Annotated in this window: 23 protein-coding genes and 1 riboswitch; of the genes, 15 read left to right on the top strand and 8 right to left on the bottom strand. The window is 72.8% G+C overall.

Going from position 1 to position 23,561, the window contains the following annotated elements; genetic code table 11:
• Nucleotides 1–16: 16 nt before the first annotated feature.
• Entirely contained in the window at nt 17–1,618 is a 1,602-nt protein-coding gene (locus MTO99_RS08725; RefSeq protein ID WP_243558444.1) for a methyltransferase, read from the top strand.
• Here the strand turns inward: MTO99_RS08725 and MTO99_RS08720 are convergent.
• Nucleotides 1,615–2,043, bottom strand: a complete 429-nt coding sequence (locus MTO99_RS08720) for a DUF1761 domain-containing protein (RefSeq protein ID WP_243559037.1) — start codon at nt 2,041–2,043, stop codon at nt 1,615–1,617. The genes MTO99_RS08725 and MTO99_RS08720 overlap by 4 nt on opposite strands.
• Nucleotides 2,044–2,164: 121 nt before the next feature.
• Here MTO99_RS08720 and MTO99_RS08715 point away from each other — a divergent pair, with 121 nt between their 5' ends.
• The 3 genes from MTO99_RS08715 to MTO99_RS08705 all read left to right on the top strand — a co-directional run bounded on the left by MTO99_RS08715 (nt 2,165) and on the right by MTO99_RS08705 (nt 5,066).
• Nucleotides 2,165–3,103, top strand: coding sequence for a J domain-containing protein (locus MTO99_RS08715; protein WP_243558443.1), 939 nt, complete (start codon nt 2,165–2,167; stop codon nt 3,101–3,103).
• An 18-nt stretch (nt 3,104–3,121) separates the two neighbouring features.
• Nucleotides 3,122–4,411: a M18 family aminopeptidase gene (locus MTO99_RS08710; RefSeq protein ID WP_435520825.1), complete on the top strand. Its 1,290-nt coding sequence runs from the start codon at nt 3,122–3,124 to the stop codon at nt 4,409–4,411.
• A gap of 130 nt (nt 4,412–4,541) precedes the next feature.
• On the top strand, nt 4,542–5,066 hold the full coding sequence (locus tag MTO99_RS08705; protein WP_243558441.1) for a rhodanese-like domain-containing protein: 525 nt from the start codon (nt 4,542–4,544) through the stop codon (nt 5,064–5,066).
• Between the two features lie 22 nt (nt 5,067–5,088).
• Here the strand turns inward: MTO99_RS08705 and MTO99_RS08700 are convergent, their stop codons facing one another.
• Nucleotides 5,089–5,967, bottom strand: a complete 879-nt coding sequence (locus tag MTO99_RS08700) for a sulfurtransferase (RefSeq protein ID WP_243558440.1) — start codon at nt 5,965–5,967, stop codon at nt 5,089–5,091.
• A 62-nt stretch (nt 5,968–6,029) separates the two neighbouring features.
• The gene (locus MTO99_RS08695) at nt 6,030–7,457 is read right to left on the bottom strand and encodes an L-serine ammonia-lyase (RefSeq protein ID WP_290428405.1); all 1,428 of its coding nucleotides are present in this window, start codon (nt 7,455–7,457) and stop codon (nt 6,030–6,032) included.
• A 143-nt stretch (nt 7,458–7,600) separates the two neighbouring features.
• Here MTO99_RS08695 and MTO99_RS08690 point away from each other — a divergent pair, with 143 nt between their 5' ends.
• The 4 genes from MTO99_RS08690 (at nt 7,601) to MTO99_RS08675 (ending at nt 10,269) form a co-directional block, all read left to right on the top strand.
• Nucleotides 7,601–7,837, top strand: a complete 237-nt coding sequence (locus tag MTO99_RS08690) for a helix-turn-helix domain-containing protein (protein ID WP_243558438.1) — start codon at nt 7,601–7,603, stop codon at nt 7,835–7,837.
• A complete protein-coding gene (locus tag MTO99_RS08685) occupies nt 7,830–8,315 on the top strand; it encodes a Clp protease N-terminal domain-containing protein (protein WP_243558437.1) in 486 nt (161 codons plus the stop codon). The genes MTO99_RS08690 and MTO99_RS08685 overlap by 8 nt, the downstream gene beginning before the upstream one ends.
• A gap of 116 nt (nt 8,316–8,431) precedes the next feature.
• On the top strand, nt 8,432–9,445 hold the full coding sequence (locus tag MTO99_RS08680; RefSeq protein WP_243558436.1) for an ATP-binding cassette domain-containing protein: 1,014 nt from the start codon (nt 8,432–8,434) through the stop codon (nt 9,443–9,445).
• The gene (locus MTO99_RS08675) at nt 9,442–10,269 is read left to right on the top strand and encodes an ABC transporter permease (RefSeq protein ID WP_243558435.1); all 828 of its coding nucleotides are present in this window, start codon (nt 9,442–9,444) and stop codon (nt 10,267–10,269) included. The genes MTO99_RS08680 and MTO99_RS08675 overlap by 4 nt, the downstream gene beginning before the upstream one ends.
• A 7-nt stretch (nt 10,270–10,276) precedes the next feature.
• On the opposite strand, the gene MTO99_RS08670 is transcribed toward MTO99_RS08675, so the two are convergent.
• The 4 genes from MTO99_RS08670 to MTO99_RS08655 all read right to left on the bottom strand — a co-directional run bounded on the left by MTO99_RS08670 (nt 10,277) and on the right by MTO99_RS08655 (nt 16,816).
• Nucleotides 10,277–13,570: an ATP-binding protein gene (locus MTO99_RS08670; protein WP_243558434.1), complete on the bottom strand. Its 3,294-nt coding sequence runs from the start codon at nt 13,568–13,570 to the stop codon at nt 10,277–10,279.
• A 67-nt stretch (nt 13,571–13,637) separates the two neighbouring features.
• Nucleotides 13,638–14,237 carry a CoA-binding protein gene (locus MTO99_RS08665; protein WP_243558433.1) on the bottom strand — a complete coding sequence of 200 codons (600 nt, stop codon included), beginning with the start codon at nt 14,235–14,237 and terminating at the stop codon, nt 13,638–13,640.
• Nucleotides 14,234–15,529, bottom strand: a complete 1,296-nt coding sequence (locus MTO99_RS08660; RefSeq protein WP_243558432.1) for an O-acetylhomoserine aminocarboxypropyltransferase/cysteine synthase family protein — start codon at nt 15,527–15,529, stop codon at nt 14,234–14,236. The genes MTO99_RS08665 and MTO99_RS08660 overlap by 4 nt, the downstream gene beginning before the upstream one ends.
• 84 nt (nt 15,530–15,613) lie before the next feature.
• Nucleotides 15,614–16,816, bottom strand: a complete 1,203-nt coding sequence (locus MTO99_RS08655) for a DUF4232 domain-containing protein (RefSeq protein ID WP_243558431.1) — start codon at nt 16,814–16,816, stop codon at nt 15,614–15,616.
• Between the two features lie 178 nt (nt 16,817–16,994).
• Here MTO99_RS08655 and MTO99_RS08650 point away from each other — a divergent pair, with 178 nt between their 5' ends.
• From MTO99_RS08650 to MTO99_RS08635, 4 genes are read left to right on the top strand one after another with little or no spacing between them, the layout of a single operon-like run.
• Nucleotides 16,995–17,546: a hypothetical protein gene (locus tag MTO99_RS08650; protein WP_243558430.1), complete on the top strand. Its 552-nt coding sequence runs from the start codon at nt 16,995–16,997 to the stop codon at nt 17,544–17,546.
• Entirely contained in the window at nt 17,543–19,594 is a 2,052-nt protein-coding gene (locus MTO99_RS08645; protein ID WP_243558429.1) for a sensor histidine kinase, read from the top strand. Before MTO99_RS08650 ends, MTO99_RS08645 begins: the two co-directional genes overlap by 4 nt.
• The gene (locus tag MTO99_RS08640; RefSeq protein ID WP_243558426.1) at nt 19,591–20,235 is read left to right on the top strand and encodes a response regulator transcription factor; all 645 of its coding nucleotides are present in this window, start codon (nt 19,591–19,593) and stop codon (nt 20,233–20,235) included. Before MTO99_RS08645 ends, MTO99_RS08640 begins: the two co-directional genes overlap by 4 nt.
• A 40-nt stretch (nt 20,236–20,275) precedes the next feature.
• A complete protein-coding gene (locus MTO99_RS08635) occupies nt 20,276–21,634 on the top strand; it encodes an MFS transporter (RefSeq protein WP_243558425.1) in 1,359 nt (452 codons plus the stop codon).
• A 13-nt stretch (nt 21,635–21,647) separates the two neighbouring features.
• On the opposite strand, the gene MTO99_RS08630 is transcribed toward MTO99_RS08635, so the two are convergent.
• A complete protein-coding gene (locus tag MTO99_RS08630; RefSeq protein ID WP_243558424.1) occupies nt 21,648–22,205 on the bottom strand; it encodes a cysteine hydrolase family protein in 558 nt (185 codons plus the stop codon).
• Nucleotides 22,206–22,396: 191 nt separating this feature from the next.
• Nucleotides 22,397–22,463: riboswitch (guanidine-III (ykkC-III) riboswitch) on the top strand.
• 15 nt (nt 22,464–22,478) lie between these two features.
• Here MTO99_RS08630 and MTO99_RS08625 point away from each other — a divergent pair.
• From MTO99_RS08625 to MTO99_RS08615, 3 genes are all read left to right on the top strand, one after another.
• Nucleotides 22,479–22,802, top strand: a complete 324-nt coding sequence (locus MTO99_RS08625) for a DMT family transporter (RefSeq protein ID WP_243558423.1) — start codon at nt 22,479–22,481, stop codon at nt 22,800–22,802.
• A 96-nt stretch (nt 22,803–22,898) separates the two neighbouring features.
• Nucleotides 22,899–23,330, top strand: a complete 432-nt coding sequence (locus MTO99_RS08620; RefSeq protein WP_243558421.1) for a hypothetical protein — start codon at nt 22,899–22,901, stop codon at nt 23,328–23,330.
• Nucleotides 23,324–23,560: a helix-turn-helix transcriptional regulator gene (locus tag MTO99_RS08615; RefSeq protein WP_243558419.1), complete on the top strand. Its 237-nt coding sequence runs from the start codon at nt 23,324–23,326 to the stop codon at nt 23,558–23,560. The genes MTO99_RS08620 and MTO99_RS08615 overlap by 7 nt, the downstream gene beginning before the upstream one ends.
• The last annotated feature ends 1 nt before the right edge of the window (nt 23,561 follow it).

Genomic DNA, 23,561 nt, shown 5'->3' with positions numbered 1-23,561 from the left:
CCGGTTGAATGGACGCATGGAGCTGCGTGCACGATTCGAACACGCCCCCGATGCGGCGACCGTGGCGCTCGTCGACCGGCTGCGCGCCGACCTCGAACGGGCGCCGTACACGGTCGACGCGATCGAGGCGCTGTGGGACCGGCGCGCGGCGGTCGCGCGCACGCACCCGGGCGACGCGCTGCGGCGCGGATACCGGGTGCCCGCGGTACGGGCGCTGGCGGGCGTCGACGCGTCGGACGCCGCATCGGCGACGCTGGTGCGGCTGCTGCTGCTCGGCCTGCACGTCGACGCCGACGCGCTCGGCACCGCCCTCCCGACGCTCGGCGTCGAGGGAGCGATCGAACTCGGGCTCGCGGCATCCGACGCGGCCGAACCGGATCGGCTGCACCCGCTCATCGACCTGCGGCCCTACGCGTTCACCGACGCGGCCGGCCCGGGGCAGTGGTGGATCGCGTCCGACCTCGGCGAGCTCGCGCTCGGCGGCGCGCTGCCGGAAGACCACGTGCTCGGCGTCGGCGGCGCGTCCACGACGCTCAGCGGCCTGCTCGTGCAGCGGCCCGCCCACCGCACCCTCGACCTGGGGACGGGAAGCGGCATCCAGGCGCTGCACGCGTCGCGGTTCAGCGACCGGGTGGTCGCGACCGACATCTCGGCGCGGGCACTCGCCCTCGCCCGGTTCGCGGCGACGCTGAACCGCGTCGACACGGTCGAGTTCCGGCTCGGCAGCCTCTACGAACCGGTCGCGGGCGAACGGTTCGACCGGATCGTGTCGAACCCGCCGTTCGTCATCACCCCGCGGGTCGAGGGCGTGCCGAGCTACGAGTACCGCGACGGCGGACTCGTCGGCGACGGCATCGTCGAGGCGGTCGTGCGCGGCGCGGCCGAGCACCTCGCCCCGGGCGGCATCGCGCAGCTGCTCGCGAACTGGGAGTATCGCGGCGGCGCCGCCGGCGACGGACTCGAGCGGGTCGTCGGCTGGCTCGCCGAGACCGATCTCGAGTACTGGATCGTCGAGCGCGAACAGCAGGATCCGAGCGCGTACGCCGAGACCTGGATCCGCGACGGCGGCACCCGGCCCGGCTCGGCGCAGTTCGAGGCGCTGCACACGGCCTGGCTCGACGACTTCGCCCGACGCGGCGTCGACTCGGTCGGGTTCGGGTACGTGCTGCTGCGTCGGCCCGAGGACGGGCGGGCGCCGACGTTGCGGCGGGCGGAACGCCGGCACGGACCGATCGGCGACAACCCCGGCGGGCTCGGCGCGCACCTCGCCGCGGTGCTCGAGGCATCCGACGTGGTGGACGCACTCGACGACGACGCCCTGCGCAGCCTCGCCCTCATCGTCGCGCCCGACGTGACCGAGGAACGCCACCACTGGCCGGGCGCCGAGCAGCCCGCCGCGATCCTGCTGCGCCAGGGCGGCGGGTTCGGTCGGGCGATCGACGCGGGCACCGCGCTCACCGCGCTGGTCGGAGCATCCGACGGGTCGTTGCCGCTCGGGGCGATCTCGGATGCGATCGCGGACCTGCTCGAGGCGGACGCCGCGGCGCTCTGGGCCGAGCTCGCGCCCGACGTGCGCGCGCTCGTGCACGACGGGCTGCTCGTGCCGGCGCAGCGCTAGACCGTGCCGGCCGGCGGCCAGACGCCGATGATCAGCGCCATCACGACGACCGTCACCAGTTCGTGCGAGATGTTCATCAGGGTGAGGGCGGGCGGGCGGCCTTCGAACGCGTCGTGCGTGATGAACCGGGCCGCCGTGAATCCCGCCCAGAGCATGATGCCCACACCCAGGGCGAGCGCGAGATACCCGCCGCCCCAAGCCGCCCAGGCGGTCTGGGTGGCGATCGCGAGCACCCACGCGGTGATGAAGCTCACCACGACCGTCGTGAGGATGGCGCCGAACGCGCTGCCGAGGTTGTCGAGATCGACCTTCGCGAGCTCGGCCCATCGCCGGCCGAACACCTTCGGCGTGTACCAGATCGAGCCGATGACGAGGGTCGACAGCGTCGCGAGCACGACCGCCCAGTAGTTCACCTCGAGCATGATCCGCCTCCGTCCGGGCCCCGCATCGGGGCCGTCACCGCGGATTCTAACGGCGAGGGATCCTCGCGTCGGGCGCGGCTCGGCGGGCGCGGGTATTCTCGTCTCGCATCCCGAAAGCGAGCCCATGGCCGACAGTCCGTTCTCCGCCTCCCCGTACGAGATCATCGGCGCCCCCGCCGATGCCGACGAGGCGTCGCTGCGCGCGGCGTACCGCCGGGCGCTCCGGCAGGCGCACCCCGACACGGGCGGCGACCCGGCCGCGTTCCACGCGGTGCAGCGGGCATGGGCGATGATCGGAACGCCGGAGGCGCGGGCCGCGTACGACCGGGGCCGCGGCGCCGGTGACGGCCCGGACGCCGCGACGCGTGCGGCGTGGGCGCCCGCGCCGCCCCGACCGCGCCGCGACTCCCGCCCGCTCGCCCGGTCGTACGGGCACCCGGGCGGGTTCTCGCGCGAGCGGTACCTGGAACTGATCCGCGAGTGGGTCGGCCGTGGCGTGGCGGTCGACGACCCGTACGACCCGTCGCTCGTGCGCGGCGCGCCCCGCGACATCCGTCACCTGCTCGCGGACGCGCTCGTGGAGGAGCGCACCGCGCGATCGCTCGCGACGCTCGGCATCGCGTACACGGTCTGGCACGATCTCGCGACGGATGCCGCAGGCCCCGGCCTGCCGCCGAAGCTCGACCACCTCGTGCTCGGCCCCACCGGGCTGTTCGCGATCCAGTCGGAGGACTGGGGCGGCGAGGTCTCGCTGCGCCGCAACGAGGTCGTCGGCGAGTCCGTCGGGCGCGAGCGGCCGGTGCACGCGCTCGCCGCACGCGCGAAGGCGATCTCGCGGGCGGCGAGGGTGAAGCCCACCGCCCTCATGGTCGTGGTGCCCGACGAGCACCTCGCCGAGCCGCTGCAGGTCGGCGGCACGGTGCGGGGCGCGGTCGTCGCGCTCGTGCGCTCGTCGCGGCTCGCGAGCGCGGTGCGCGACGGACTACCCGGCTCGGCGCACCTCGGCGGCACCGAGGTCATGGAGGTGCGCTCGCGGCTGCAGGCGGTCGTGCGGTTCGCGTAGCCGGAACCTCCCGGGGTGATGCCGCCGCTGCGTGCGGCCCACCAGTGGTTGGATGGGGGGATGTTCTTCGCCGACTTCGCCGCCTTCGTCACCGCCTCACCGTCGTCGTACCACGCGGCCGCCGAGGTCGCGCGGCGGCTCGAAGCGGCCGGGTTCTCCCGGCTGGCCGAACACGACGCCTGGCCGTCCGGGCCGGGGCGCCGGTTCGTCGTGCGCGACGGCGCGGTCATCGCATGGGTCGAACCCGACGGCGCCGGCGCGGTGACCCCGTTCCGGCTGCTGGGGGCGCACACCGATTCGCCCGGGTTCAAGCTGAAGCCGAATCCGTCGACGAGCGCGGCGGGGCTGCTGCAGGCCGGCGTCGAGGTGTACGGCGGTCCGCTGCTGAACTCGTGGCTCGATCGCGAACTCGAGCTCGCGGGGCGGCTCGTCACCCGCGACGGCGCCGAGCACCTCGCGCGCACCGGGCCGATGCTGCGGATTCCGCAGCTGGCGATCCACCTCGACCGCGAGATCGGCCAGGGGCTCGTGCTTGACAAGCAGACGCACACCCAGCCGATCTGGGGAGCGGGCGATCCCGGCGACGTGCTCGACGTGCTCGCCGCGGATGCGGGCGTGGCGACCGCCGACATCGCGGGCTTCGATGTGCTCACCGCCGCGACCACGCCGCCCGAACGGTTCGGACGCGATGGCGTCTTCGTCGCATCGGGGCGGATGGACAACCTCACCTCGGTCTACGCGGGCCTGGTCGCACTGCTGGATGCTCCGACCGACGCCGCGCACACGAGCGTGCTCGCCGCGTTCGATCACGAGGAGCTCGGGTCGGAGTCGCGGTCGGGTGCGAGCGGACCGTTCCTCGAGGACGTGCTGGCACGGATCGCGGCCGGTCGCGGGGCGGACGATGAGGCGCGCCGGCGCGCGTTCGCCGCGTCCTGGCTGGTGTCGAGCGACGCGGGCCACGCCGTGCACCCCAACTACCCCGAGAAGCACGACCCGGTGAACCGTCCGGTGCTCGGCGGCGGGCCGCTGCTGAAGCTGAACGCGAACCAGCGCTACGCGAGCGATGCGCACGGTGCGGCGCTGTGGCACGCGGTGTGCGAGCGCGCCGGGGTCGCGGTGCAGCCGTTCGTGTCGAACAACCGCATTCCCTGCGGGTCGACGATCGGGCCGCTCGCGGCGACCCGGCTCGGCATCCGGACCGTCGACGTCGGCGCGCCGCTGCTCTCGATGCACTCGGCGCGCGAACTCGCGCACCTCGACGATCTGCGCGGGCTGGCGGCGGCGATCGGGGCGTTCTTCGCCGGGTGAGCCGCGGGGGAGCCGCGGGGGCGTCGCAGGCGAGTCGCGGGGCGGGTCGTGAGCGATCTTGGCGGGATGTCGATGTACCGCGTCGGATTCCGTGCCGTCATCGGGCGGAGCATCCTGGCATGCTGCCCACATGACCGATCTCGCCACGTCCACGCCGTCGCTGTTTGACCACGTCGCATCCGCCGATGCGGCGATCCGCCACTTCGGCGGGCGGCTCGCCTTCGAGACGGACGTCTCGGACGTGCGCGGCGCGCTCGAGGCGGATGCGCCGGGCTTCGTGCTCGTCGACACCCGCAACGACCGGGCGTGGGCGCAGGGGCACGTGCCGGGGGCCGTCCACCTGCCGACCCGTCGCATCCGCGACGAGGCGGCGGACGTGGTGCCCGCCGGGACTCCGGTGGTCGTCTACTGCTGGGGGCCCGGATGCAACGGGGCCACGCGGGCCGCGCTCGAGTTCGCGCTGCTCGGCCACCCGGTGAAGGAGATGATCGGCGGGTTCGAGTACTGGGTGCGTGAGGGCTTCGCGTACGAGACCGCCGACGGCGTGGTGCAGCCCGCCGTCGACGCGACGGTGAACGTCGCGGGCACGGGCACGGGCACGGGCACGGGAGCGAGCGCGGGCGTGAGCGCCGGCGCCGTCTCCTGCGCCTGCTGACGCTCGCGGGGTTCGGCGCGGCTCAGGCGCCCGTGAGCACCGGCGCGGCGGGGTCGTCGCGCCACTCGTTCAGCGACCCGTCGTACACCCGCACGTCGGTGCGCCCCTGCACGGTCAGCGCGAGCGCACCGAGCGCCGCCGCGATGCCGGCCGCGCAGTACAGGATGACCGGCCCCGCGTCGGGCACGGCGGCGTGCGCCTCGGCCAGGCTCGCAGGCTCGGCGAGTCGGTTCGACTCACGGTCGACGAGGAACGCCGAGGGCACGTTCACGCTTCCGGGGATGTGCCCCGACGGGCCGGGGATGCCGGGGTCGCCGCGGAAGACCGCCGGCGGCAGCGAACAGACGAGCGCCGCGGGTGCGGAGCCGTCGAGCACCGCCTCGATGTCGGTGCGATCGGCCCAGAATCCGCTGAGCGCGACCGGCTCGAACGGCGCGTTCACCGGCCGCACCGGCGCGAGGCCGGTCTCGATCGGCAGGCCGGCCGCTCGCCAGGCGGTGAGTCCGCCGTCGAGCACCCCGGCGCGATCGACGCCGAACGATCGCAGCACCCACCACAGGCGCGCGGCGAATCGCCCGTTCGCGGTGTCGTAGACGACGACGGTGGAATCGGCGCCGATGCCGACCTCGGCCGCCGCTGCCCGGACGCGATCGACATCGGGCAGGGTGAACGGGTGACGGCCGCTCGGATCGGAGAACTCCTCGAGCAGGTCGGCGAAGACGGCGCCCGGCAGGTGCCCGTCGACCAGGTACGGGTCGAGGCCGCTCAGCCACGCCTTGCCGCCGCCCGGCGCGTCCACGAGCAGGGCCGTCGCGTCGAGCACGACGAGACGCGGATCGTCGATGCGCTCGGCGAGCCAGTCGACGGAGACGAGGGATCCCGGAAGTTCGAGCGCGGTCATGCCGGGAAGGCTACGCCTCGGCGGGCCGGCCGACCATCCGTTCGCGAAATCCGACGCAACCTTCAGCACTCCACGACGTTGACGGCGAGGCCGCCCTCGCCGGTCTCCTTGTACTTGGTCATCATGTCGATGCCGGTCTGGCGCATCGTCTCGATCACGGTGTCGAGCGAGACGAGGTGGGTGCCGTCGCCGTGGAGGGCGAGCCGGGCGGCCGACACCGCCGTCGACGCGGCGATCGCGTTGCGCTCGATGCACGGTACCTGCACGAGCCCGGCGACCGGATCGCAGGTGAGCCCCAGGTGGTGCTCCATCGCGATCTCGGCCGCGTTCTCGACCTGGCGGGGCGTGCCGCCGAGCACGGCGCAGAGCGCGCCCGCGGCCATCGCGCACGCCGAGCCGACCTCGGCCTGACAGCCGCCCTCGGCACCCGAGATCGATGCGTTCTTCTTCACGAGGCTGGCGATGGCCGCCGCCGTCAGCAGGAAGCGGCGGATGCCGGCGCGATCGGCGCCGGGCACGAAGCGGAGGTAGTAGTGGCCGACGGCGGGCAGGATGCCGGCCGCGCCGTTCGTCGGCGCCGTCACGACCCGGCCGCCCGACGCGTTCTCCTCGTTGACGGCCAGCGCGAACGCGTGCAGCCACTCGGTCGAGGTGTCGCGGCCGCCCCTCGGGTGCGCCGCCTCGTCGTGGTCGTACGCGTCGAGCCGGCGCCGCACCTCGGGGGCGCGGCGTTTCACGCCGAGCCCGCCCGGCAGGACGCCCTCGGTGTCGAGCCCGTGGGCCACGCACTCGGCCATCGCATCCCAGACGGCGTCGAGCCCCGCGTCGATGCCGGCCTCGCCGTGGATGGCGACCTCGTTGTACCGCGCGATGTCGCACAGCGACACCCCGTGCGCGTCGCAGAGGGCGATGAGCTCGGCCGCGTTCGCGTACGGCAGCGGGTACCGCAGCGCTTCGGCCTCTTCGCGCGTCTCGCCCTCGCGGCGGATGAACCCGCCGCCGACGGAGTAGTAGGTCTCTTCGGCGAGGGGGAGTGCATCGTCGTCGCTCCAGGCCTGGAGGGTCAGGGCGTTCGGATGCCCCGGAAGCCGCGTGCGGGGTTCGAGCGAGACATCCGTGCTGCGCATCCGGATCGGATGCCGGCCCGCGAGCCGGACGGTGCCCGCGGTCGACACGGCCCCGTCGGCCTCGGCCTCGGCCTCGGGCTCGTCGAGTCGCGACCACGCGCCGCGCACCCGGTCGGGGTCGCAGTCCTCGGGGCGGAGCCCGGCGAGCCCGGCGATCACGGCGTCGGGCGTGCCGTGGCCGAGCCCGGTGGCGCCGAGCGAGCCGTACAGCGAGCAGGTGACGCGCCGCACCCGGTCGAGTTCGCCGCGCTGGTCGAGTCGATCGACGAAGTCCGCCGCGGCCCGCATCGGCCCGACGGTGTGCGAGCTCGAGGGCCCGATCCCGATCGAGAACAGATCGAGGGCTGAGACGAACGCTGTCACATGCTCCAGGATACGTGGCAGATCGCGCAGCATTTCGCTGTCCTGGCGCAGCATCGTGCACACCTGTCGGGAATGCGCCGCGCTTTCCTGCGTAGTAAGCAACGCGAGTTGACAAATACATCGAAGCAACTAAAGTTGCCTGCATGGCCCCGATCTCTCCGCCGCCGACCGGCGGCATCGCCGACGAACTCGCCGCGGTGCTCGCGCTGCGCGCCTACGCGGACCGGCTCGAGGACGCCGCCGTCGAGCGCGCGCTCCGGGCCGGCTGGAGCTGGGGCGAACTCGCCGAAGCGCTCGGCGTGACCCGCCAGGCCGTGCACAAGAAGCACATCCGCCGGCTGGAGTCGGCCGGCATCGATCTGAGGAGACGTCGTGGCTGACCAGGACTTCGCGCAGGTGGCGCGTCGCCTCATCGTGCGAGCGATCGACGAGGCGACCGGGGCCGGATCGCCGGCGGTGGAGGCCGAGCACCTGCTGCTCGCCATCGTCGCCGACCCCGGCCCGGTCGAGCCGCTGCTCGCCGAGAGCGGCCTGGACCGCGCTGCCGTCGAGCGGATGCTGCGGATCGAGCGCGCGCGCTCGCTCGAGGCGGCCGGCATCGAACGCTTCGACGAGCAACGGCTCGCCACCACCCCGCGGCGCAGCCGGCCCGGGTGGGGCGCCTCCGCGCGCGAGGCGATCGCCCGCGGCGGCAGGCTGGCGCGTCGCGACCGGCAACGCCTCAGCGAGGCCGACCTGCTGACCGGCATCCTGCTCGCCGAACTCGGCACAGTGCCGCGCGCGTTCGCGTACGCCGGCGTCGACCGTGATGCCCTCGTCGCACGACTGAACGACCTGGCGGGCGTGCGCGGCCGGTGAGCGGCGCCCCCGTTCGCCTCCGCAGATCCGGCACCGCCGTCCTGCATCCTCCATCGTCAGTGCCCTGTGAGCGCACTGCAAGCGCCGCGTGAGCGGCAGAGCGGAACATCGAACCCATGACCAAGAACAGCACTTCCAGCGGCGACTGGGCCGTCGAGGCCGACGGCCTCGTCAAGGTCTTCGGCCAGAACCGCGCCGTCGACGGCGTCGACCTGCGGGTCGCGACGGGCACCGTCTACGGCGTCCTCGGCCCGAACGGCGCCGGCAAGACCACCACCATCAACATGCTTGCGACCCTGCTGCGCCCCGACGGCGGCTCAGCCCGCATCTTCGGGCACGACGTCGTCAGAGAGCCGCAGATCGTGCGCCAGCTCATCGGCGTCACCGGCCAGTTCGCGTCGGTCGACGAGACGCTCTCGGCCACCGAGAACCTGATGATCTTCTCGCGGCTGCTCGGTCTCAGCCGAGCCGAGGCCCGCGCCAAGTCGGTCGACCTGCTCGAACGCTTCGGACTCGCCGAGGCCGCGAAGCGTCCGCTGAAGAACTTCTCGGGCGGGATGCGCCGCCGGCTCGACCTCGCGGCATCCCTCATCGCGCAGCCCCCGCTGATCTTCCTCGACGAGCCGACCACCGGCCTCGACCCGCGAACGCGCGGCCAGATGTGGGACACGATCCGCGAACTCGTCGCGACCGGCTCGACCGTCGTGCTCACGACGCAGTACCTCGACGAGGCCGACCAGCTCGCCGATCGCATCGCGGTCATCGACCGGGGCAGGGTCGTCGCCGAGGGCACCGCCGACGAGCTGAAGGCCTCGGTCGGCACCTCGGCGCTCCAGCTCCGGCTCGCCGACCCCGCCGACCACGACGACGCGCTCCGCGCGATCGAGCAGGTGCTCGGCGTCCGCGGCACGCTCTCGCCGGAGGCGGCGCGGATCACCGCGCCGATGGCTGACCCCGACCGGGTCGCCGACCTGCTGATCACGCTCCGCGAGGCCGGCATCCACCTCGCCGAGATGAGCGTGCAGAAGCCCACCCTCGACGAGGTGTTCCTCACCATCACCGGCCACGACGCGGCCGACCAATTCGACCCGGCCGACGCGGCGCCGGAGAAGGAGCAGGTGCACGCATGAGCGCCGTCATCGCACCCGGCAAGATCGTCCCGCCCTCCGAGCGCACGCTCAAGAACTCGACGAGCATCGCCCAGACGGTGCAGCACACCTTCACGATGGCCTACCGCGGCCTCGTGAAGATCCGCCGCACGCCCGAGCAGCTCGTGGACGTCACGGTGCAGCCGATCATCTTCACGCTCATGTTCGCCTACCTGTTCGGCGGCGCGATCGCGGGCGACGTGCAGAGCTATCTGCCGGCGCTGATCCCCGGCATCCTCGTGCAGACCGTCATCACGACGTCGGTCGTGACGGGCACGCAGCTCCGCGAGGACATGGACAAGGGCGTGTTCGACCGATTCCGATCCTTGCCGATCGCCCGCATCGCGCCGCTGTCGGGAGCGCTCCTGGCCGACACGCTCCGGTACGCGATCGCGACGACCCTCACGTTCGTGATGGGCTTCATCATGGGCTACCACCCCGCTGGAGGCCTCGGGAGCGTCGTCGTCGCCGGCCTGCTCGTGATCGCGTGCTCGTGGGCGATCAGCTGGATCTTCGCGTTCTTCGGCGTCATCGCCCGCACCGCGGCGAGTGTGCAGGGCATCTCGATGCTCGTGCTGTTCCCGTTGACGTTCCTGTCGAACGCCTACGTCCCGGTCGACACGATGCCGAGCTGGCTCGCGTGGTTCGCGAACGTCAACCCGATCTCGCACCTCGTGACCGCGGTGCGCGAACTCGCGAACAACGGCGTGTTCGGTGCCGACGCGTGGATCTCGATCCTCGGCGCCGCGGTGATCGTCGCGATCTTCGCGCCGCTCACGGTGCGGGCGTACATGCGCAAGGCGTGATCGCGCCTCACACCGCCGGAACGGGCTCCGCCATCAGGGTGCGGGCCCGTTCCGTCTGCTCGTCGGGCGTCATCGCGGAGACGCGTTCGCGAGCGGCCGCGAGCCGGTCGGCACCGAGCACGGGCGCGATGCTGCGTTCGATGGCGTCGCGGCTGAGCGCGGGGAGGTCCTGGCGGGAGCGCAGCGCCTCGGCGAGGGCGAAGAGCTCGGCCGCGCGGTCGGCGACGGGCGGATGCCCCGCAGCCCACGCGCTCCAGCCCGCGGCCGCGGTGCCGAGCACCGGCCGGTCGGTGAAGCGCGGCCGGGCACGCAGCGTCGCCGCCGTGCGGCGACGCAGGAGCTCGGCCCAGGCGGTGAGGTCGGCCTCGGGCCACCCCGACTGGACGCCGCCGGCGACGAACGCGGCGAGCGTCAGCAGGAACCACGGCGACGAGCGCATGCGCGGGTCGGTGTAGCCGTCGACCACGACGTGGGCGAGGGCGAGCGCCTCGTCGTTCCGGCCCTGGAGCCGGGCGAGCTCCGCGCGACCGAACTCCGCCATCTTCGACAGCTCCACCCCGTCGGGGAAGGCGGGGTCGGTCTCGACCAGCGCATCGAACCGTTCGGCCGCCTCGGCACGCCGGTCGGCGTTCAGGAGGGCGGTCGCGATCCGCCAGTCGACCTCGCGCAGATCCTCGGTCGCGCCGATCGCGATGAGCGAGGCGCGGGACGTCGTCGCCCAGCGGAGCGTGCCCTCGGGGTCGCCGTCCTGCGCGGCGAGCTCGGCGAGCAGCATCGCCGACATCGCCATGGCCCAGACGTCGCCGAGCTCCGTCGCGAGCGTGTGCGCGCGCCGGCCGATGACCAGTGCGGTCTCGGGATCGCCCGCGTTCTCGGCGAACTGGGTGCGCATGATGCTCGCCAGCAGCGCGGTCTCGGGGTCGTCGGACTCGGCCATCTCGTCGATGCGCCGGCTCGCCTCGGAGAGGTCGGGCGCGGCGAGGACGAATCCGCCGATCGCCTCGAGCCAGCGCGGCACGGGCAACCGCAGGCGCGCCACCGTGCGCAGACGCGCGAGCGCCCGCAGCCCCGTCGTGGTGAAGACCGCGAGGTTGGTGCCCGCGATGAGCGTGAACGCGAGCGTCGTCGACGTGGCGTCGGCCGCGGTCGGGCGGAAGCCGCGGGTGGCGTCGAGCACCGCCGAGCTGAACGCGAGGATCTCGGAGTGGGCGCTGCGGATCGTCCAGAAGTGCCCGAGACACGCGAACACCGGCAGGATCACGGGCGCATCGCGGCGCTCGACGGCGCCCCGGAGGATCGCGACGAGGTTGTCCTGCTCGGTCGCGATGCGGGTGAGCGCCTCGACCTGACCCGGTCCGCGCAGGGTGGCCAGCGTCTGCTCGGAGAACGCCCGGGCCCACGCGTCGATCGCGTCGCGCGCGGCCGTGCGTTCGTCGTCGCCCAGCCGGGACTGCCCGAACTCGCGGACCGTCTCGAGCATGCGATAGCGAGGTCGGCCGGTCGCGTCCTCGGCGACCGACAGCAGCGACTGCGCGATCAGGCCGTCGAGCACATCGACGGCGGCCGCATCGTCGAGCACCGCTTCGGCCGCGTCGAGCGCGAAGCCGTCGACGAACCAGGCCAGCCGCGGCAGGGCTCGTCGTTCGGCGGGGCTCAGCAGCGCCCAGCTCCACTCGATGACCGAGAGCAGGGTGCGCTGGCGTTCGGGGGCCGAGCGGTCGCCGCCGGCCAGGAGCGCGAACCGGTCGCCGAGGCGGGCCTCGATCTGCTCGACGCTCATCGAGCGGATGCGGGCCGCGGCGAGTTCGATCGCGAGCGGCAGGCCGTCCAGCCGTTCGCAGAGCCGGGCGATCGGCTCGGGCGGGAGCGCGGCGCCGGGCCGGGCGGCGTGCGCGCGCTCGACGAACAGCTGCACGGCGGGGCCGGCGGCTGTGCCGAGATCGTCGTCGGCGGCGAGCGGGTCGAGGCGGTAGACGCGTTCGGCGCCGATCTCGAGCGGGCTGCGGCTCGTCGCGAGCACGGTGAGCTCGGGCAGCGCGCCGAGCAGGTCGGCCACCCAGCCGGCCGCGCCCTCGATGATCTGCTCGCAGTTGTCGACGACGAGGAGCGTGGGGCGTTCGCCGAGCTGGTCGACGATGCGTTCCCGCAGGTCGGGGCGGGGCGCACGGTCGCTGAGCAGGGTGCCGGCCGCGCTCGCCTCGCGGATCCCGAGCGTCGAGGCGAGCGCGAGCGGCACGTCGTCGTCGGAACGGATGCTCGCCAGCTCGGTGACCACGACGACGGGGGCGTCCGAGCGGGTGGCGACCTCGTGCGCGAGGCGGGTCTTGCCGAGCCCTCCGGTGCCGAGGATCGTCACGAGCCGGTGCTGGGCGAGGAGGGCTTCGACGCGTCGCACGTCGTCGTCGCGGCCGATGAGGGGGTTCGGCGCGGCGCGCAGGCCGATGCGGGCGCGCGAGGCCCGCAGCCCGCCGGCGGGCGGGCGGGCGATCGGAGCGGTCGCCGCGGTCGGTGCCGGGTGCGGGGCGGATGCCTCGTCGTCGTCGGCCCTCAGCAGTTCGGCGTTCAACGCGACGAGCGACGGGCCGGGGGAGATGCCGAGCTCGTCGCGCAGCGCAGCGCGGATGGCAGCGAACGCGGAGATCGCCTCGGTGCGGCGCCCGGCGGCCGCGAGCGCGCGCAGCCGGGTGTGCTGCAGGTGCTCGTCGAGCGGATGACCCGCCGCGAGCGGCTCGAGTTCGGCGAGCGCCCCGTCGGGATCCCCGGCGTCGAGCAGGCAGCGGGCGCGCAGTTCCCGGAGGCCGACCCGGAGCGCGGCCGCCGCGTCGGCGAGTTCCGTGCCCGCGGGTGCGGAGCCGAGATCGAGCCCGGGCTCGCCGCGCCAGAGGGACAGCGCCGTGTCGAGGCATCCGACCGCCGCGTCGTGATCGCCGGCGCGGGCATGTTCGGCCGCCTCGCGGCCGAGCCGGTGAGCCAGCCCGACGTCGGTCGCGTGGGCGGGGATCGCCAGCGCGTACCCGCCGGCACGGGAGTCGATGAGCCCCTCGGCGCACGCCGATCTCAGTCGGGACACGAGGGTCTGCAGCGCCTGCTTCGCGTTGCGCGGCGGATCGTCGCCCCACACGCCGTCGGTGATCGCGTCGACGCCGTGCGTGCGATCCACCCCGCGACCGTCGGGCCCGGTGAGCGCGGCGAGCAGCGCCTTCGCGAGCACGCCCGGCGGTTCGGCGAGCACGCCGTCGCGCCCCTCGACGAGCACGGGGCCGAGGAGCGCGACGCGGAGTCCCCGGTAATCGGTCGGCACCCGTCGAGCCTAGCGCCGCGGCCGAACGCGGTCGCCCTCGACGAGGGGAGCCGGGCGGCGCGTCGCGCTAGCGGATCGTCTTGCGGCTCGTGATCTGGCCGGTGTCGAAGCCGAGCAGGTGGAGCCCGCCGTGGAACCGCGCGTGCTCGACCTTGATGCAGCGGTCCATGACGACCGTGAGGCCCTGCTGCTCGCCGTAGTACGCGGCATCCTGGTTCCAGATGCCCAGCTGCACCCAGATGGTCTTCGCGCCGGCCGCGACGACCTCGTCGACCACCTGCGGGATGTCGCTGCCGCGACGGAACACCACGACGATGTCGGGCACCTCGGGCAGGTCGTTCAGCGACGCGTACGCGGGCTGGCCGAGGATCTCGGTCGCGTTCGGGTTGACGAAGTACAGGCGGAAGTCGCTCGACTGCTGCAGGTAGGTGCCGACGAAGTAGCTCGAGCGGGTCGGGTTCGGCGAGGCGCCGACGATCGCGACCGACTTCGCCGCGTTCAGGATGCGCAGGCGCTGCTTCGCGTCGGGCCCCACCCAGGTGCGCTGCGAGCGCAGGAGCTTCGCCAGCGGCGAGCTCGCCGGCAGCTCGCAGGACAGCCCGTTCGCGAGCCGGACGGTCTCGCGGTCTGCCGGTGCTTCAGTCGCTGAGGCTGTCGAAGCGGTCATCGTGCACCTCCGGTGGCGGCGTTCAGCGCCTGATCGAGATCGTAGATGATGTCGTCGACGTCTTCGAGGCCGACGGAGAGCCGGACGACGCCGGGGAGCACTCCCGCATCGACGAGCTGCTGCTCGCTGAGCTGGGCGTGCGTGGTCGACGCGGGGTGGATGATGAGCGTCTTCGCGTCGCCGATGTTCGCGACGTGGCTCGCCAGGTCGACCGACTCGATGAGCTTCTGGCCGACCTCGCGGCCGCCCTTCACCTCGAAGCTGAACACCGAGCCCGGGCCCAGCGGCAGGTACTTCTGCGCGCGTTCGTGGTGCTGGTGGTTCGGCAGGCCCGCCCAGAACACGCGCTCGATGCGCGGATCCTGCTCGAGCCATTCGGCGACGACGCGGGCGTTGTCGACGTGCGCCTGGATGCGGTACGGCAGCGTCTCGACGCCCTGTGCGAGCAGGAACGCGGAGTGCGCCGGCAGCACCGGGCCGATGTCGCGCAGCTGTTCGGCGCGCAGGCGCGTGAGGAACGCGTACTCGCCGAAGTTGCCGCTCCACTCGAGGCCGCCGTAGCTCGGCACCGGCTCGCCGAACAGCGGGAACTTCTCGGAGTGCCAGTGGAACCGGCCGCTCTCGACGACCACGCCGCCGAGCGTCGTGCCGTGCCCGCCGAGGAACTTGGTGGCCGAGTGGGTGACGATGTCGGCGCCCCACTCGATCGGGCGGTTGAGGTACGGCGTCGCGATGGTCGAGTCGACGATGAACGGGATGCCGTGCGCGTGCGCCACGTCGGCGAGCGCCTCGAGGTCGGCGATCTCGCCCGACGGGTTCGCGATGGTCTCGACGAACAGCGCCTTCGTGTTGTCGCGGATGGCGGCCGCGTAGTCGTCGGCGTCGGTGCCGGCGACGAACGTGGTCTCGACGCCGAAACGGCGGAGCGTGACATCCAGCTGGGTGATCGAACCGCCGTACAGCTGCGACGATGCGACGATGTGGTCGCCGGCGCCGACCAGGCTCGCGAAGGTGATGTACTGCGCGCTCAGCCCGCTCGCCGTCGCGACCGCGCCGAGCCCGCCCTCGAGGCTCGCGACGCGCTCTTCGAAGCTGGCGGCCGTGGGGTTCGCCAGCCGCGAGTAGATGTTGCCGTACTTCTGCAGGGCGAACCGGGCGGCGGCATCGGCGGTGTCGTCGAAGACGAACGCCGTCGACTGGTAGATCGGGAGGGCGCGTGCGCCCGTCACCGCATCGGGGATGTTGCCCGCGTGGATCGCACGCGTCTTGAAGCCGTATTCGCGGTCTGCCATGCCGTTCAGGGTATCCGCGCACGGCGGGCGCGACGCCCGCCGGTCGTCACGCGACGACACGGATGCCTCGACGGCCGTCGGCCCTCAGCCGGCTGCGGCCGGATCCTCCGTCGGCAGCCGCCACGCGGTCACCTCGACCTCGCCGCCGACGATGTCGGTGTCGATCGGCACGAACTGGCGCACCGCACCGGGGTAGGCGGCGATGTGCAGGAATCCGGCGGGGTCCCGGTCGCTGTGGGCGGGGGCGTCCCACGTGACGTCGACCTCGGCCGTGCCGCCCGGGGGCAGCTCGACGGCCACGGCGCCCGCATCGGGTTCGCCGAGCATGCCCGACCCGTGCAGCACCCGCACCTCGAAGCCGTTCGTGACGGGGTCGCTGAACGCGAGGTCGGGGTAGCCGTCGACGGTGCACGGCGCGGTCGACACGTTCGTCGCCGTGACCCGCATGCCGCGATGGCCGGTCGCCGCGTCGGGGCGCGACGCCGCGAACGCGAGCTGGTTCTCGGTGCACCAGGTCGGGTCGATCCGCCAGTCGCCGGGTGCGATCTCGGGGATCGGCACGGCGTCGGCCGGCGGCGTCGCCGGCGGCGGGGCGTTTCCGGTCCCGGTCTCGAGCCCGGCTTCGCGCTCGGCGGCTTCGGCGGCTTCGGCGGCGGCATTGTCGGAGATCCGCGCATGCCACGCGGCATCCGCGATCGGCGACGCGACCGCGACCCCGGCCAGCCCGATCGCGGCCACCCCGGCGCTGACAGCGAGGACGACGGGATACGCGAGCGGCGCGACCGCGCCGGGGGTGCCGAGCGGGCGAGTCACCGGCACCGTCGCGAGCAGCGCAGCCGCGAGCGCCGGCAGCCACCCCCAGACGACGCCCCAGTATGCGCCGGTCGCCGCGAGGTCGAGCGTGGGCAAAGGTGCGGCCGCGGTGTGGAGCAGGGCCTCGGCCAGCGCGAATACGAGCGGCAGGCCGCCGACGATCGTGCCCGCCACGACGGCCGCAGCCCATGCAGCCGCGAAGCCGGCGATGCGCGGTGCGGCCCGGTCTGCTCCGAAGACGAGCGCGAGCAGCGCGAAGAGCCCGCCGATCGCGACGGCGATCGCGACGCCGACGAGGATGCTCCACGGCTCGGGCGCGGTGATGCCGACGGGCAGGGTGTCGGGCGCGACGAGACGCGTGACCCGCAGGAGCGCGGGCGAGCCGGAGGCCATCCCGAGCGTACTGAGCGCCCCGCTCGCGAACCACGCGACGACGGCGACGAGGGCGGGGACGACGACTCGGACGGCTCGCATCGCGCCAGCCTAGGTGCGCCGGTGGGTGGGCGCGTCCGCCTCGAGGATGACCGGGAGCCTCGACGATGCCCGCCCTCGACGATGCGGGTTCCCGGAGCGCGGGCCGACATCCCGGCCGTTCAGGACGCATCGCGCCGGAGAGTGGGGACGTCCAACCTCCATGACCGGAAGGAACCCCATGCCCTCACCATCACGTCTCCGCACCGCAGCCCTCCTCTCGTTCGGTGTCGCGGCCGTGTACGCGGCACTCGTCGTCGTCGCGGCGACCGGCTCGGCGGAACTGGCCGACCACGCCAGCGGTGCCGGCCGGGCGACCGAGGCGCTCGCGGGCGCCGCGTTCGTCGTCGGTGCGATCGCCCTCATGGCCCTCACCCCTCGCCCCGGCATCCTCTGGTGGCTCCCGGGGATCGTCGGGCTCGCGGCCTCCGGGATCACGATGATCGTCACCGCGATCAGCGGAGCCGAGCCTCCCTTCTGGCTGTTCGTCTCCGAGGCGGTGCTCACTGCGGTCGGACTCGTCATCGTCTCGGTGTCGGCGGTTCGCCGGAGAGTCCTCCCGTGGTGGGCGGCGATCGGTATCGCGCTCATCCTGCCGATCATGTTCCTCGTGCCGATGAATGGCATCGTTCTCGTGCTCGTGTGGGCTGCGGTCGGCATCGGGGCGCTGCGGGCATCGGCACGTGAGGCGGCCGACTCACCGACGCCGGCGGTTGCTATGCTCCGTCCATGACGGCTCCGTCAGCGCGGCGCTCGCTGACACCTTGGCGGTCGCGTGCAGCGCACGCGGCCGTCGTGGGGTGGGGTGTGGCCGCGTCGCTGGCGTTCGCCGTCTCGCTGCCGAGCGCGTATCGCGCGGTGAGCACGGTGTGTTCCGCCGCGGTCTGCCCTCCGGCATCGTTCGATGCGGCGGCTGCCGCTCGAGTCCGCGAACTCGGCATCCCCCTCGATGTGTGGGCGCTCGTGGCGATCGGGTCGATCACGGTCTTCGCCCTGACCTGTGCGGCAGTCGGGGCGATGCTGCTCGGCGCAGTGCGGTCGACCTCCGGGCGTGGGCATGACACCGCCTTCGCCACCGCTGCGCTTCTTTTCGCACTCATCGTGGCGTTTCCCCAAACCCTCGAAAGCCTCGCCACCGAGTTGCCCGCGCTGCGACCTGCGGTCGAGGTCTTCACGTCGCTGAGCCTCGTCGCGTTCGTCGCCTGGATCATGACGCTTCCGGAGGGCAGGCTGAGATCGTCGTCGTCCGTCGTGATCCTCATTAGCGCGACGGCGTACGCAGCGATGGTGCCGATCGCGCCGGCACTCGGCATCCCCGGTCTCGCCGTCGCGCTCGGGGGCCTCACCGTGTTCGCGGCCGTCGCCTGGGATGTCGTTCTGCGGTTCCGCGAGCGTCGACGTTCCCGACGGCGCGACGTCCCGCCGCTCGGGATGGAACTCCCGATCGCGGTCGTTGCGCTGGTCACCCTCGCTGCCGCCGGTGTCGTGCAGGGTACGGCGGTTCCACGCGGGTCGCTCGGAGACATCGTGCTGCAGGTGCTCCTGTCGCTCGTCTTCCTCGCGTTGCCGATCGGACTCGGAGCTTCGCTCCTCCGGAGAGGGATCCCCGACGGTCGCGGATCGCTCGCCGCGGTCCTCGTCGGCGGAGTGAGCACCGGTCTCCTCCTGTCGTTGTTCGTCGTCGGGTACCTCGCGGTGGTTGCGGCGGGCGCGGATCCGGCGTTCGCAGCCGTCCTCGCCGCAGCGATCGTCGCGCTGGCCGCGGCGCCCGTCGTCGTGGGAGTGCGCGGGCTCGTCCGCCGGGTGGCACGGTCGCCGCGCGACTCTGCGCGCGCCTTGCACGACATCTCGGCTCGGCTCACCCGGGTCTCCGACCCGGATACGGTGCCGGACGCGGCCGCTGCCGCGATCGTGGAGGTCTTCGGGTTCGCCGATGCCTGGATCGAGTCGGCCGAACGATCGACCCCCGAGGGCGCCGTACCCGTGCCGATCAACCACGGTACGACGACGTACGCGACGCTCGTCGTCATGCCGAGGCCGCTGCAGGATCTCGCGGGCGAGCGCGAGCGCGACGGGTTGGCTGCCCTCGCGGCGTACCTCGGTGCGGTGTTCGCGGCGGCTGCTCGCGAAGCGGATCTCCGGGCAGCGCATGCCGAGTTGATCCTGGCGCGGGACGCCGAGCGCACGAGTCTGCGCGACGAGTTGCACGACGAACTCGGACCGCTCCTCGGGTCGGTCGTGCTCCGGCTCCGGGCGGCCGAGAACCTGGTCGAGCCGTCCTCGCGAGCACTCATCGACGGATCACGTCGAGACGTGACGTCCGCGGTCGCGGCCATACGCCGAATCGCCTATGGACTCCGCCCTCCAGCGCTCGACGAGGACGGGCTCGCGACCGCCATCGAGATCTTCGGGCGGGGGCTCTCCTCGGCGGGGTTCGCCGTCACCGTGCGCGACGAGACGAGCGGTGAGCCGCTCCCATCGACCCATCAGCTCGCGGTCTACCGCATCGCACTGGAAGCGATGGTGAACGCGCTCACCCATTCGGGCGGCACAGGATGCGTCGTGGTGATGCACCGTGAACGGGGTGATTTCGTCGTCGACATCGAAGACGACGGGTCCGGTGGAAGCGACGCGGAACTGGACCCCGGGATCGGCGTCCTTTCGATGCGCGAACGTGCGCGGCAGGTCCGTGGCACCGTCGAGCATGCGGCGACGGCGGGCGGCGGTACCCGCGTGCGGGTTCGCATCCCGGGCCCGCGCACCGATGCGGGGTCGCCATGAGCGTCGTCCGCGTCGGCGTCGTCGATGATCACGCGCTCTTCCGCGAGGGCGTCCGAGCGCTGCTCGCCGGTGAAGTGGGAATGGAGGTCGTCGGGGAAGCGGGCGACGCGAAGTCGGGAATCCGCCTCGCGGTGGTCGAGCGCCCGACGGTGCTGCTGCTCGACGTGCACCTCCCCGACGGGTCGGGGCTCGACGCGATCCATGAACTGCGCCGCGCAGCGCCGAACGTCGCGATCGTCATGCTCACGATGGCGGATGGTGACGCGGCCGTCGCCGAGGCGCTCTCGGCCGGGGCGGTCGGTTATGTGTTGAAAGGGGCCGACCCCGACGAACTCGTCCGGGCGATCAGGGCGGCGGCACGCGGCGACCTCCTGTTCGGTCCGAGCGTCGCAGACGGGGCGCGCCGCCTGCTTCAGGCCGGTTCGGGGCCCTGGCGGCCTCCGTTGCCGGAGCTGTCCGAGCGTGAACGAGCGATCGCCGACCATCTCGCCGCGGGTCGCGATGCTCCCGAGATCGCCGATGCTCTGCACCTGTCGGTCAAGACTGTCCGGAACGTTCTCGCCATGCTTCCGCGCCGACTCGGCGTTTCGTCTCGGGAGGAGGTCGTGACGCGCGCACGTGATGCGGGCTTGGGCCGTTGAACGACCGGTGCGCCCGAGCTCGAACCTACGATGGATGCTCGTGAGCCCAGCCGAGACCCCCGCCGAGGCCACCGCGCCCGCGCGTCGCCGGTTCGTCGACCTCTCGCCGCTGCGGATCTCGCCGGCGTTCGCCCGGTTGTGGATCGGCACGTCGATCTCGGGGATCGGCGCGCACCTGACCGTCGTCGCCGTCGGGCTGCAGATCTACGCGATGACCTCGTCGACGTTCGCCGTGGCGCTGGTCGGCGGCATCGCGCTGGTGCCGATGATCGTCGCGGGGGTGTGGGGCGGCATGCTCGCCGACGCGTTCGACCGCAGGCTCGTGCTCATCGTGTCGTCGCTGGTCGGCTGGGCCTCGACGATCGCGCTCGTCGTGCTGTCGGCCGTCGACGCCGCGCTCGCCGCCGACGGCGGTCGCGGCGAGGTGTGGCCGTTCTACCTCGTCACCACGGTGAACTCGGTCGCCTCGACGATCAGCGGTGCGACCCGGTTCTCGGTGTACCCGCGGCTGCTCCCGGCCGCGTACGTGTCGCGGGCGAGCGCGCTCGGCGGCATCTCGGGCGGCATCCAGCTCACCGCGGGGCCCGCGCTCGCGGGCGTGCTCGTCGCGACGATCGGGCTGCCGCTCACCTTCACGGTCGACGTGGTGCTGTTCGCGGCGGGCTTCCTCGGCATCCTCGGCCTGCCGAAGCTGCGACCGCTCAGCCGCACGGCGCGGCCCGGCTGGGAGTCGCTGCGCGACGGCGTGGCGTTCCTCCGGCACGCGCCGAACATCCGTGCGAGCTTCCTGGTCGACATCGTCGCGATGAGCTTCGGCCGCCCGTTCGTGCTGCTGCCGGCGGTCGGCGCGACGGTCATCGGCGGCGGGCCGGTCACGGTGGGCGTGCTGACCGCCGCGGCGGCGGTCGGCACCTTCCTCACCGGCGTGTTCTCGGGCCCGGTCGCGCGGGTGCACCGCTTCGGCATCGCGATCGGTCGCGCGATCATCGTGTACGGCGCGTTCGTCGCCGCCTTCGGCGCGGTGCTCGCCGCCATGCAGACCGGATGGTTCGGGCCGGTCGGCCCCGAGTGGGGGCAGGCGAACGTCGTGGCGCTCGTGCTCGCCGCGATCGCGCTCGCCGGCACCGGGGCCTCCGACGAGGTGAGCGCGATCTTCCGTTCCACGATGCTGCTCACCGCGGCGCCCGACGAGATGCGCGGCCGGTTGCAGGGGGTCTTCACCGTCGTCGTCGCGGGCGGCCCGCGCATCGGCGACCTCTACGCGGGCGTGCTCGCTTCGCTCGTCGCGCTCTGGTTCCCGCCGGTGCTCGGCGGCCTCGCCATCATGGCGATCCTCGCGGTGCTGCTGCGCGTGCTGCCGAGCTTCCGCGCGTACGACGCGCGCGACCCGAAACCGTAGCCGGAGCCCGCCGCTACCCGACGAGCGCGTCGGTCGTCACGACCTCGGCGAACCCGCCGCCCTGCAGATTGACCGCGGTCGCGCGCGCGAGTTCGGCGGCGGCCAGGCGCACGCCGCCGGGCCCCTCGAGGTCGAAGGTGTGCGTCGCGTCGAGCGGCAGCGCCACCTCGTAGCCGAGGTTGCCGGCCATGCGGGCGGTGGTCTCGACGCACATGTTCGTCTGGATGCCGCAGATCACGAGCGAGCGGATGCCCCGAGCCGAGAGCCAGCCGTGCAGATCGGGCTGCCCGTAGAAGGCGGAGTTCACGTGCTTCGTCACGAAGAGGTCGTGCGGGGCATCCGCCACCACGTCCTTCAGGGCGTTGTCGGGCGTGCCCGCCGTCAGCGGCGAGCCCGCCTCGATCGAGTCGTGCCGCACGAGCACGATCGGGCGCCCGGCGGCCGCCCAGGCGTCGACGAGCCGGCCGATGTTCGCCTCGGCATCGGGGTTGTCGCGCGCGCCCCAGACCGGGTCGTCGAAGCCCTGCTGCACGTCGATCACGATGAGGGCGGTGTCGGTGGAGAGGTCCATGCCTCCATCATGCGCCGCGACGCGCGGCGACCGGATGCCACGACTGCCGTTCCGCGTCGGGATCCTGCCGACCCGCTGCGCGGCATCCGCTGCGCTCGCGATCAGCGCGAGATCGACGAAGCCCGGCACAGCGCCTGACTGCACAGCGCCCGCCTGCACAGCGCCTGATCAGATCCGCTTGGTAGCGTGAGGGCACGTCGCGACCGTGCGACGCCGGACGAGGGCACCCAGTACCCGGAACGCGACAAGACTGGCACGTTGGAGTGATCGGTCATGGCGTGGGTCGTGCTCATCCTGTCGGGTGTCCTCGAGGCGGTCTGGGCGACCGCGCTCGGCAAGTCGGAGGGCTTCACGAAGCTCTGGCCGTCGGCGGTGTTCTTCGGCGCGCTGGCCCTGTCGATGGGCGGTCTGGCGTGGGCGATGCGCGACATCCCGACCGGCACCGCGTACGCGGTCTGGGTTGGCATCGGCGCGGCGCTCACGGTGGTCTGGGCGATGATCACGGGCGATACGGAAGTCTCGTGGGTGAAGCTCGCCCTCATCGCCGGCCTCGTCGGCTGCGTCGTCGGCCTGAAGCTCGTCGACGGCTCGCACTGACCTCGAACCATCATGTCAAAAAATCTTGACACGGTGTCTGGTTTCGTTTACCTTGAGCGTGTCAAACATTCTTGACAGGTCACGAGGGGGTCGCGCATGTCGTACGAGGAGAAGGGCGTCTGGTCGTTCCTGGCCATCGCCGTCGTCGGGTACGGAGTGTACCTCGGCCTGCTCCTGCCGCGGCTGGCCGGAACGCCGATCGCCGACGTCGACTTCGTCTGGCCGATGGTGTGGACGATCGGCGGGGCGATCGTCGCGGGCATCGTCGTCCGCATCCTCATCGAGATGCTCTGGCCGAGCGAGCAGCAGAAGCCCGACGCGCGTGACCGCGAGATCGACCGCACCGGCGATCGCGTCGGCAACTCGTTCATCGTGATCGGTGCGATCGGCGCGATGGTGCTGTGCTGGTTCCGGCTCGACTGGTTCTGGATCGCGAACCTCGTCTCTCTCTCGTTCGTGATCTCCGCGGTGCTCTCGTCGCTGACGAAGCTCGTCGCCTACCGTCGGGGCGGGTTCCAGGAATGGTGAAGCCCACCCACGTCGTGAACTCGATCCGCGCCCTGCGATTCGCCGCCGACGAGATGACCCAGGCCGAGCTCGCGCGCCGCATCGGCGTCACCCGGCAGACCGTCATCGCCATCGAGCAGGGGCGCTACTCGCCGTCGCTCGAGCTCGCGTTCCAGATCGCCCACGTCTTCGGGGTCGGCCTCGACGACGTCTTCCAGTACCCCGAGCCGCACGAACCACAGGAGGATTGAC

Source organism: Agromyces larvae, from assembly GCF_022811705.1.
GTDB lineage: Bacteria > Actinomycetota > Actinomycetes > Actinomycetales > Microbacteriaceae > Agromyces > Agromyces larvae.
Note: the sequence above shows the minus strand (reverse complement) of the source record. Positions and strands in the feature narration are given on the sequence as shown.

Bases quoted from the DNA above. Each gene is read 5' to 3' on its own strand.
- MTO99_RS08725 (WP_243558444.1), top strand. From the start codon at position 17: ATGGAGCTGCGTGCACGATTCGAACACGCCCCCGATGCGGCGACCGTG.
- MTO99_RS08715 (WP_243558443.1), top strand. From the start codon at position 2,165: ATGGCCGACAGTCCGTTCTCCGCCTCCCCGTACGAGATCATCGGCGCC.
- MTO99_RS08710 (WP_435520825.1), top strand. From the start codon at position 3,122: ATGCCGCCGCTGCGTGCGGCCCACCAGTGGTTGGATGGGGGGATGTTC.
- MTO99_RS08705 (WP_243558441.1), top strand. From the start codon at position 4,542: ATGACCGATCTCGCCACGTCCACGCCGTCGCTGTTTGACCACGTCGCA.
- MTO99_RS08700 (WP_243558440.1), bottom strand. From the start codon at position 5,967: ATGACCGCGCTCGAACTTCCGGGATCCCTCGTCTCCGTCGACTGGCTC.
- MTO99_RS08690 (WP_243558438.1), top strand. From the start codon at position 7,601: ATGGCCCCGATCTCTCCGCCGCCGACCGGCGGCATCGCCGACGAACTC.
- MTO99_RS08680 (WP_243558436.1), top strand. From the start codon at position 8,432: ATGACCAAGAACAGCACTTCCAGCGGCGACTGGGCCGTCGAGGCCGAC.
- MTO99_RS08675 (WP_243558435.1), top strand. From the start codon at position 9,442: ATGAGCGCCGTCATCGCACCCGGCAAGATCGTCCCGCCCTCCGAGCGC.
- MTO99_RS08665 (WP_243558433.1), bottom strand. From the start codon at position 14,237: ATGACCGCTTCGACAGCCTCAGCGACTGAAGCACCGGCAGACCGCGAG.
- MTO99_RS08660 (WP_243558432.1), bottom strand. From the start codon at position 15,529: ATGGCAGACCGCGAATACGGCTTCAAGACGCGTGCGATCCACGCGGGC.
- MTO99_RS08655 (WP_243558431.1), bottom strand. From the start codon at position 16,816: ATGCGAGCCGTCCGAGTCGTCGTCCCCGCCCTCGTCGCCGTCGTCGCG.
- MTO99_RS08650 (WP_243558430.1), top strand. From the start codon at position 16,995: ATGCCCTCACCATCACGTCTCCGCACCGCAGCCCTCCTCTCGTTCGGT.
- MTO99_RS08645 (WP_243558429.1), top strand. From the start codon at position 17,543: ATGACGGCTCCGTCAGCGCGGCGCTCGCTGACACCTTGGCGGTCGCGT.
- MTO99_RS08640 (WP_243558426.1), top strand. From the start codon at position 19,591: ATGAGCGTCGTCCGCGTCGGCGTCGTCGATGATCACGCGCTCTTCCGC.
- MTO99_RS08630 (WP_243558424.1), bottom strand. From the start codon at position 22,205: ATGGACCTCTCCACCGACACCGCCCTCATCGTGATCGACGTGCAGCAG.
- MTO99_RS08625 (WP_243558423.1), top strand. From the start codon at position 22,479: ATGGCGTGGGTCGTGCTCATCCTGTCGGGTGTCCTCGAGGCGGTCTGG.
- MTO99_RS08620 (WP_243558421.1), top strand. From the start codon at position 22,899: ATGTCGTACGAGGAGAAGGGCGTCTGGTCGTTCCTGGCCATCGCCGTC.
- MTO99_RS08615 (WP_243558419.1), top strand. From the start codon at position 23,324: ATGGTGAAGCCCACCCACGTCGTGAACTCGATCCGCGCCCTGCGATTC.